Source organism: Gemmiger formicilis (genome assembly GCF_016901605.1).
GTDB lineage: Bacteria > Bacillota > Clostridia > Oscillospirales > Ruminococcaceae > Gemmiger > Gemmiger formicilis_B.
This window is the reverse complement of the sequence record NZ_JACJKP010000132.1, coordinates 1-8,460: the sequence shown is the minus strand read 5'-3', so window position 1 is coordinate 8,460 and position 8,460 is coordinate 1. Positions and strand designations below refer to the sequence as shown.

The 8,460-nt window shown below is 52.6% G+C and carries 10 protein-coding genes and 1 pseudogene; 8 read left to right on the top strand and 3 right to left on the bottom strand.

Going from position 1 to position 8,460, the window contains the following annotated elements; all coding sequences use genetic code 11:
- From H6B10_RS10410 to H6B10_RS10395, 4 genes are all read left to right on the top strand, one after another.
- A partial coding sequence (locus H6B10_RS10410; RefSeq protein ID WP_204651542.1) for an alpha/beta fold hydrolase occupies positions 1 to 329 on the top strand: 329 nt, incomplete at its 5' end.
- A 157-nt stretch (positions 330 to 486) separates the two neighbouring features.
- Positions 487 to 1,002: a nucleoside triphosphate pyrophosphohydrolase gene (locus H6B10_RS18870; RefSeq protein ID WP_345941733.1), complete on the top strand. Its 516-nt coding sequence runs from the start codon at positions 487 to 489 to the stop codon at positions 1,000 to 1,002.
- Complete coding sequence (locus H6B10_RS10400) at positions 999 to 1,475, top strand: DUF6998 domain-containing protein (protein ID WP_204651541.1); 477 nt, start codon at positions 999 to 1,001, stop codon at positions 1,473 to 1,475. The genes H6B10_RS18870 and H6B10_RS10400 overlap by 4 nt, the downstream gene beginning before the upstream one ends.
- Positions 1,468 to 1,881: a hypothetical protein gene (locus H6B10_RS10395; RefSeq protein WP_204651540.1), complete on the top strand. Its 414-nt coding sequence runs from the start codon at positions 1,468 to 1,470 to the stop codon at positions 1,879 to 1,881. The genes H6B10_RS10400 and H6B10_RS10395 overlap by 8 nt, the downstream gene beginning before the upstream one ends.
- 49 nt (positions 1,882 to 1,930) lie before the next feature.
- On the opposite strand, the gene H6B10_RS10390 is transcribed toward H6B10_RS10395, so the two are convergent.
- Positions 1,931 to 2,386, bottom strand: a complete 456-nt coding sequence (locus tag H6B10_RS10390) for a hypothetical protein (RefSeq protein ID WP_204651539.1) — start codon at positions 2,384 to 2,386, stop codon at positions 1,931 to 1,933.
- 130 nt (positions 2,387 to 2,516) lie between these two features.
- On the opposite strand from H6B10_RS10390, the gene H6B10_RS10385 reads away from it, so the two are divergent.
- Complete coding sequence (locus H6B10_RS10385) at positions 2,517 to 2,843, top strand: helix-turn-helix domain-containing protein (protein WP_204651538.1); 327 nt, start codon at positions 2,517 to 2,519, stop codon at positions 2,841 to 2,843.
- A 361-nt stretch (positions 2,844 to 3,204) separates the two neighbouring features.
- On the opposite strand, the pseudogene H6B10_RS10380 reads toward H6B10_RS10385, so the two are convergent.
- Together H6B10_RS10380 and H6B10_RS10375 are read right to left on the bottom strand one after the other, a co-directional pair.
- A pseudogene (locus H6B10_RS10380) lies at positions 3,205 to 4,764 on the bottom strand (recombinase family protein).
- Complete coding sequence (locus tag H6B10_RS10375; RefSeq protein WP_177754555.1) at positions 4,761 to 5,108, bottom strand: helix-turn-helix domain-containing protein; 348 nt, start codon at positions 5,106 to 5,108, stop codon at positions 4,761 to 4,763. The pseudogene H6B10_RS10380 and the gene H6B10_RS10375 overlap by 4 nt, the downstream one beginning before the upstream one ends.
- Before the next feature lie 439 nt (positions 5,109 to 5,547).
- On the opposite strand from H6B10_RS10375, the gene H6B10_RS10370 reads away from it, so the two are divergent.
- The 3 genes from H6B10_RS10370 to H6B10_RS10360 all read left to right on the top strand — a co-directional run.
- Positions 5,548 to 7,155: a vWA domain-containing protein gene (locus tag H6B10_RS10370; protein ID WP_087324737.1), complete on the top strand. Its 1,608-nt coding sequence runs from the start codon at positions 5,548 to 5,550 to the stop codon at positions 7,153 to 7,155.
- Positions 7,155 to 7,763, top strand: a complete 609-nt coding sequence (locus H6B10_RS10365) for a 5-bromo-4-chloroindolyl phosphate hydrolysis family protein (RefSeq protein WP_177754553.1) — start codon at positions 7,155 to 7,157, stop codon at positions 7,761 to 7,763. The genes H6B10_RS10370 and H6B10_RS10365 overlap by 1 nt, the downstream gene beginning before the upstream one ends.
- Positions 7,760 to 8,460 (top strand): hypothetical protein (locus H6B10_RS10360; RefSeq protein ID WP_204651537.1); only part of this gene is annotated, 701 nt, incomplete at its 3' end. The genes H6B10_RS10365 and H6B10_RS10360, both read left to right, overlap by 4 nt.

The following is an 8,460-nucleotide window of genomic DNA, read 5'->3' as shown; positions in this document are numbered from 1 at the left end:
TGGCCACTTCGCCCTATGGACAGGCCCTGATGCACGCCATGATGATGACCTACGACGGCGACCAGGAACGATACGCCAGACTGTCAGGCCATGGGTTCCGGATGCTGGCCGAAGCCATGGAAGCCGACCTTCCCTACAAAATTACCTGTCCGGCGCTGCTGATCTGCGGAGAAAAGGATCATGCCGGTTCCTGCATCCGGTACAACAAAGCCTGGCACAAAAACACCGGCATTCCGCTGGTGTGGATTCCCGGAGCCGGACACAATGCCAACACCGATGCACCGGACGAAGTGAATGGGCTGATCGGGAAGTTTGTGGAAGGATTGTGACAGGAATGGGACATACTTCCGTGGGCGCTTTCCCTTGTTCGGTGCAATCCGATATTCTATAATAGAATCAGATCCGTTGAGCATCCGCTTTATCGGATGCCATAAACGGTATACTGAAATTGTCTGTAAGACGAAAAACGCCGAGGGAGGGATTGGATTGGAAAAAGATTCTGAGCGGCAGCGGTTTGAGAAAGCCTTCCAGGACAGGATTGGCCGTTCCCCGGCCGAATTCATTCAGCAAAAGTTGGCCAACGGCACAGAGCCGAAAACCATCCAGTACCAGTACGAAACGATGGCTGCGGAAATTGCACGGCAGAATTCCTGTGCCGCCCCTCCTTTTGGCCTGTATGCTTCCCTCAAAAAGAAAACGTACCACAAACTGGTCCGGGACCGCATCCCGGAGATTATCGAGGCTTTCGGCAAAACCTTTACCTGGGAAACCCTCTCCGACGAAGCGTACCTCCAGCTGCTGGATGAAAAGCTGAACGAGGAGCTGGCCGAATACCAGGAGAGCAAATCCCTGGAAGAACTGGCCGATCTGCTGGAGGTCATGGGGGCCGTCGTGGCTGCCCGGGGCTGGACCTGGGACGAACTCACTGCACTGCGCAAAGAGAAGCGCCGACGGCGCGGCGGATTTTCCAAGAAGATTTTGCTGAAGGAAGTGTCGGAATGAACCGCATTTCTTTGCAGAGATCGGTGGCTGAAAAGATCAAGGCACTGTATGCCATCTCCCGGGAACTGGAGCAGCTCTTTCCCGGCAGACATTACACGCCGGACGGCCACATGATCGGCAGCATCGGGGAAGCCCCGGCTGCCAGCTGGTATGGGCTGGAACTGTTCGAAGCCTCCGCCAAAACCCACGACGCCAAAGCCACCGATGGACGCCTTGTGCAGATCAAGGCCACCCAGATTGACCGGGTGGCGCTGTCCAGCGAACCGGATTGGCTGCTCGTGTTAAGGATCCCCCCCGACGGCACCTTTACCGAGGAATACAACGGCCCCGGCGCACTGGCCTGGAGCCACTGCGGAAAACAGCAGACAAACGGCCAATGTCCCATTACGCTGGCGACTCTTCACAAGTTACAAACGGAAGTTCCGGAATCCGAACGGCTGCCGAAAATCAATGAGGTGTCTGCCCATGCCTAAGTATCAAGCCGTATCCGGCAGCGCTGCCGAGGACCTTTTCATCGACCTGTTCAGCGAAACCTTCGGCGCTGAGAAGGCCGGGTATCTCTACTCCCAGTATCCCTTCTTCGACATCTACCAGAACAGCCGCTACTATGAGGGACGGCGGGCTGCCGGGCTGGTGGTGGAAAAGCCCAACAGTCTGTTTGCCCGGGGCGGGTATACCGACAAGGAGGCCGAGCGAAACATCCTAGCCAATCCCTTCAAGCGGTTCGAGGATATGCAGATGTTCCGCCACACCCGAACGTTGGGCATCGTCCAGGTGGATGAATCGGTGTGGAAGAAGCTCACCGCCGGGGAGAAGGCAGAAATGGAGAAGATCTGTGAGGAGAAGCTGGAGCAATACTTTTCCCGGTTGGCCCAATAAACCAAATAAAAAAGATGGCAGTTGTCCTCATTTTGAGGATAACTGCCATTTATTTTTCCGTGATGTGAGGGTGGAGCTGTGGCTGTTCATAGGCAATAATCCATTTGCCCTTTTGTCTGGCGTACCGCAGGGTTGCGGCGGCTCCGCCCCAATCGTGGAGCACACAGGCCACCACCGCGTCGGAGGCATCGACCATCCACCGGTTTCTGCGGGGAATCGCAAACCGGCGGGGCACCGTTTCCAGCGGTGGGTACAGGGTGCCGTCATAGTCGGAAACATCCTGTCTGGTGCCGAGATAAGCCAGAACAAGAATCCGCTGAATCTGCGGGTGCTGCTTTTTCTGGTTCTTCAAAACCGAAGCTGCCAGGCTGTCAAAATCCCCGTAACCGCCCAGGTAAAAGGATGCCGCGCCCTGTTCTATGAGTTTTTCCGTCACCGTATAGAGCCATTTTTCAACGTCGCTGTTCTGCGAAAGCTGTGCGTGCCCGCAAAAAGTCACAATCATACCGCATCCCCCTGCATAAAGCTATTGGCTTATAAAGTATAGTCTATCAGAATCTATTTTCCCCTGCAAGGATAATGTAGCCTTAAAGTGAACAAAATAATCGCCAAGAGCTAACAGACGGGTATAGACTATGGAACAAAGCAAACTGGGAAAGCGGATCAACGAGGTACGGAAGGCACGCGGTCTGACGGCGGACAAGCTGTCGGAGCTGTGCAACATCAATGCCACCTATCTGCGGCAGATCGAGGGCGGCGCAAAGATGCCCAGCCTGCCGGTCTTTATCGACATCTGCAACGCGCTTCATGTTTCTCCGGATTATCTGCTCCAGGACGAGCTGGAGGAAAATGAGGTCAGCAAAATTCAGGCAATCGAAACGCTCTGGGAGAATGTGCCGCTGCAAAAGCAGGAAGTTGCCCTTACCATGATCCGGGCGGTTCTGGAACATACCGAACAGTAAAAAAGCCAGCCGGTTTAGAAAACCGGCTGGCTTTGCTGTTTGTAATCTGTATTTTGTGAAGCGCGGGGTACCTGGCTGCGAAACGGGCCACCTCGCTCAGGAGGGCCTCACTGGTGGGGAATCAGGTTCATTGCGGATAACGAGCCGTCTTGAGAACAGAACGCCCACAAAGGCTTTTATGGGGCGACTCCCAGGGGAGACGGTCCTTTAGATTCGGAACCCAAAATCTTCCCATAAAAACAAAAACTGATAAAATAGCTCTCGTGCTGCCCAATGTACAAAACCAGCACGGAAAGGAGATTCCATGAGCTATCTTATCAGTTTTTTGTGTCTGTCATGGCCGATGTTACCGCGTACATAGTCAAAAGTGGATTGACAAGCACTGAGCCGTGACAAAATAAAAAAGGTCGCTGTACTGCAATACAGCGACCTTTTTTGGTGCCGGTGAGCATTCCAAATCCGAACCAGAAGCATCCCTTTTAGAGGCTTCCTGTATCTCGCTGAAAGTGATTTTCTTCGTTCCATCCTTGTAGTTAAAGGTGATCAGCATTTTATCATCGTAAAGATAAATCGCATTGATAAAGGTGTCTATCAGCATTTTCCGGTGGCTCTGCTTGGTGACATCCAACTTGCGGAAACGGTGGAGCCAGAAGGTCATAAATTCGGCGCTGATCTTGGGAGGTTTGGACAACTGCTCATTGGCAAGACGGGTTTCCAATTCTTCTTTTGCCGCCTCCAATTCTTCAAGGCTCTCTTTCGTGGATTTGGTCAAAACACCCTGTTGGATCGCATTTATCAAGTTGCGAATCTTGGTATTCGTTTCCTGTAACTGTCGTTCGTACAGGGGAATATTGGTGTTGTCCTGTTCCTGCAGCTCCATGAGCATCGAAACGATAGCTTCGATTGCATCGTCATCAATGATCATCTTCATGGTCTCGGAGACAACCAAATCCTCAATCCAACCCTTCTTAGCCGGCTTTTTGTGGCATTCCTTGCGCTTCTTTTTTACCGAAACGCACTTGTAATAGTGGTGGACAACTCCGGTGCGGCTGGTGCCGCTTTCGCCACAGAGATAGGCTCCACAGTACCCGCAGAACAATTTGGTTGTCAGCAGATAATCGTCCTCAGCCTTGTGACGAGCCGGGGCTTTCTTGTTTTTCTCCATTTTGGCCTGTACCCGGTCAAAAAGGTCTTTCGGTACGATAGCAGGTATGCCATCAGGAATGAGAATATCCCTGTACTGATATTCGCCAATGTAGCGGCGGTTTTTCAATAGGTGCTGTACGCTGTTGTAGGTCAGGGGATTTCCACGGGTATTTTTCATGCCCTGCTCGTTGAGCCAGTCCCGAATCTGCGTCATAGCCGCGCCTTCGTCATACTGTTTGAAAGCGTCCAGAATATACGGTGCCGTGACCGGGTCGATCTGGAAATGCTGTTCCGCGTCAATCACATACCCCGTCGGCAGCGTCCCGCCGTTAAACATACATTTCAGAGCATTGTCGGTCATGCCGCGCACGACTTTTTCGGAGAGGTCAACCGAATAGTACTCGGCAAAGCCTTCCAGCATGGATTCCAGAATGATCCCCTCCGCGCCGTCTGAAATGACCTCCGTAGCGGAAACCACTTTCACACCATTTTTCTTGAGCTGCGCTTTATACCGGGCGCTGTCGTAGCGGTTCCGGGCAAACCGGTCAAGTTTCCAGACAATGATCATATCAAACAGCTTTTTATTGCTGTCTTTAATCATATTCTGAAATTCAGGCCGGTTATCCGTCTTAGCGGAAATAGCCCGGTCTATATAGTGCCGCAGGACTGTGATCCCGTTCTTTTCGGCAAAGGCGGTACACTCCCGGATTTATCCTTCAATACTTGCTTCTCTCTGATTATCGGAAGAATATCGGGCGTAAATCACAGCTTTCATTGTTTACCCTCCATCATGCGGAACAGGGCCTCTTTCAACCGCCCGTTCATCGGAGAATGTGGGTCAAAGCACATCTCGATAAACTTCCCCAATTCCGGATTGTCGGAGATCGGCGGTCGTGCCTGATACAGCTTGCCCTGTGGCTCATCACAGCGGCAGGTGATATAGTCCATCGAGACATCAAAATAGTCCGCATACCCGATTAGGACCTCAATAGGAACCGCTTTCCCGTGTTCATACCGGTTGATGCTCGGCTGGGTCACATCCAGCAGCTCAGCCATCTTCTTTTGCGAAAGTCCCATCCCTTCGCGCAGGGTTTTCAAACGCTCACCAACTGTATTCACCAAAGCACCTCCAATTCATCTTGAATATAGCATAATACAAATCAGAGATAATTACAATACCTATTACGAATTTTTAAGAGAAATCGAGAATTGCTCTCTGCCAAAGGGGGTGTGGCATATATCAGCGCTTTTGTGTGTGATTTCGGGTCAATTTTGAGGCATTTCTGCCGCTGTATGTGGCGTTTTTCATTCTGTTAGGAAAAGATGCTTCTCAGCCTTGTTGTTTGCGATATCGTCTATTTTTGGCGGTGTCGTCAAGTTCAGCATCTTTGTTTTATTCTATGCCCTCCATCCACATACTGCTCCAAATATACATATCTTTTACCTTGCTGAGGTAGCAGATTTTACACGACGCATTGTAAAATATAATGGGTTGTTGTAATTGTAAAAAATATTTACTTTGCAATATACGAATGTTGGCAAAGGAAGGGGTCTCACTATGAAAATGAAAAGGGGCTTTATTGGTTGTCTGCTGTCTATTTTCGTGATACTGACAATGTTCAGCGGCTGCAATGTAGGAAGCACGGACGGAGGTGAAGCCGACACGGTTTTGGGTGGTGGTAGCTCGGTGCTGCGTATTGTTTCCGGATCGGAAAATTCCGAACTGGAACCGATCTTGGAGGAGTTTTCCGACAGGGAGCATGTGCGCATTGAGATGACCTATATGGGCTCGCTGGATATCATGCGTCTACTGGGAGAGGAAGACATCCCCTATGACGCCGTGTGGCCGGCCAGCAGCCTGTGGCTGACGGTGGGGGATACGGAACACCGGATCAAGCACGCGGAATCCATCTCCATTTCGCCGGTGGTGTTCGGTATCCGCAAAAGCCTGGCGGAGGAGCTGGGATTTGTGGGGCGGGAGGTGTCGGTAAACGACCTTCTTGAGGCGATCCGGAACGGAAAACTCCGCTTCTGCATGACCAGCGCCACTCAGTCCAATTCCGGCGCCAGCGCGTATATCGGATTTTTGTACGCGCTCCTGGGCAACCCGGAAGTCATCACATCGGAGGATCTGCAGAGTGACGAACTGAGGGCGCAAATGCAGGAGCTTCTCTCCGGCGTGGACCGCTCCTCCGGCAGCTCGGACTGGCTGAAGGACATGTTCTTGCAGGGCGATTATGACGCTATGGTGAACTACGAGTGCCTGGTCATCCAGGCCAACCGGGAACTGGAAGAGCGTGGCGAGGAGCCGCTGTATGTAGTGTACCCCTATGACGGTCTTTCGCTGGCGGATTCGCCCCTGGGCTATGTGGACAAAGGGGACGATGGCCAGGAGGAACTGTTTTTAAAATTGCAGGAATACCTGCTGTCGGAGGATGTGCAGGACGAGATCCAGCGCACCGGCCGCCGTTCTGGCTACACCGGGGTTTCGGAGAAAAACAAGGATGTATTCCGGGCCGACTGGGGCCTGCAGCCCGACCGGGTGCTCTCCCCCATCAAAATGCCAGCTGCCGATGTTCTGTTTGAATGCCTAAATCTATACCAAACCGATTTCCGCAAGCCTTCCCTTACCGTGTACTGCCTGGACTACTCCGGCAGCATGAGCGGCGAGGGAAATGAACAGCTGGTTCAGGCCATGGAGCAGCTGCTCATCCAGGAGAACGCCCGGAAAAACTTCTTGCAGGCATCAGAAAACGAGGTGAATATCCTTATTCCCTTTAACGGGGGCGTGATCGACACTTATACGGCCACAGGCAACGGCAGCGAGCTGGAAGCGCTTTATGACAAAGTGGAAAACCAGGAAGTAGGCGGCGGTACCGATATGTACGCGGCCGCCGTGCGGGGGATTGAACTGCTGGGAGAATATGATCTGTCGCAGTATACGCCGGCGATCATCCTGCTCACCGACGGGCAGTCCAGCGGGTCCCTGTCCGATTTTGAGGCGGCTTACGCCGGGCTTGGAACTGAGGTCCCGGTCTTCTCCATCATGTTTGGAGACGCTGACGAAACCCAACTGGAGGAGCTGGCGCGGTATACCAATGCCCGGGTGTTCGACGGCCGGGAGAATCTGACGGAGGCGTTCCGCAGCGTAAAGGGGTATAACTGATGAAAGAGACTTCGCGAATGCTCGTTTCCTCCTTTGCTGCTGCAATCGTCTTCCTGCTACTGTTCCTATTTTTCCATTGGAATCTGATTGTCTGCATCCTGCTGTGTGTCGGCATCTATTTCGGACTGTTTTTCCTGCTCAAGCCCAGCCGGAAAATCGCGGGAATTGATGTGGAATCTATGCCTGGCGGTGAAGAGATCCGGCAACTTTTGGACGATGCCCAGGCGGACCTGGCAGACATTGATAAAGCAGTAAAAGAGATCAAAACTTCCTCTGTGCGGCAGGATGCGCAGGCTCTATATGCTACCGGGGCCCGGATCCTAACCTATCTGGAGGAAAATCCAGACAAAATTAAGCTGGCGCGCCGCTTCTTTACCTATTATCTGGATACGGCCGCCAAATTGCTGACAAGATATGTGGATTTCCAGGAGACGGAGCTTCATTCGGGGGAGGTCGCCGATATTCTGCAAAAGACGGCGGAGGCCCTGCCGGTGCTGAACTCCGCCTTTGAAAAGCAGTTTGCCCATCTGATGCAGGGCGAGCTGCTGGATATCGAGGCAGATATCGAACTCCTGAAAAGCACCTTGAAAATGGAGGGCGGAAAATGAAAACCAAGCTCATTGGGCTGGGCATCCTGGCAGCTGTCATCATAGCCGCCGCTGCCTATGTATTCATCAGTAATAGCCAAACCGTTACTGAAATCAACGGTTATGTGGGCGGCGAAAAAATCGGCCTGCTGGAAGACGAGGAGGTACAGGATATCCTGCGGGACAGGTATCGGCTGGTCATCGACTACGCCAAGGCAGGTTCCATCGATATGGTCACCGACGACGCCGAGGGGCGGGATTTCCTATTTCCCTCCAATCAGACGGCTCTGGAACTGTATAAGCAGGTTCATGGAGACCCGGTGAAAAGTGAGATCATCCTCAATACACCCATCGTCCTGTATACCCGCAGCGCCGTGGCGCAGGCCTTGGTCGACAGCGGGTTTGCTGTCGTTACAAACGGCGTATACACGGTGGACATGGAAAAATTGACCGAGACCATAGAAGCCGGCACAACCTGGGAGGAAATCGGCCTTCCCCAGCTTTACGGCAGTGTTTCCGTGGGCACCACCGACCCGACCAAATCCAATTCCGGCAATATGTTCGCCGGGCTTTTGGCCAATACCCTCTGCGGCGGCGTGGCGGACGAAAGCAATCTGGCGGAGATCCTGCCCCGGCTGCAAAATATTTTTCAGAAGCTGGGGTATATGGAAAGCTCCTCCTCGGATTTGTTCGATCAGTTTCTGAAGACCGGCATGGG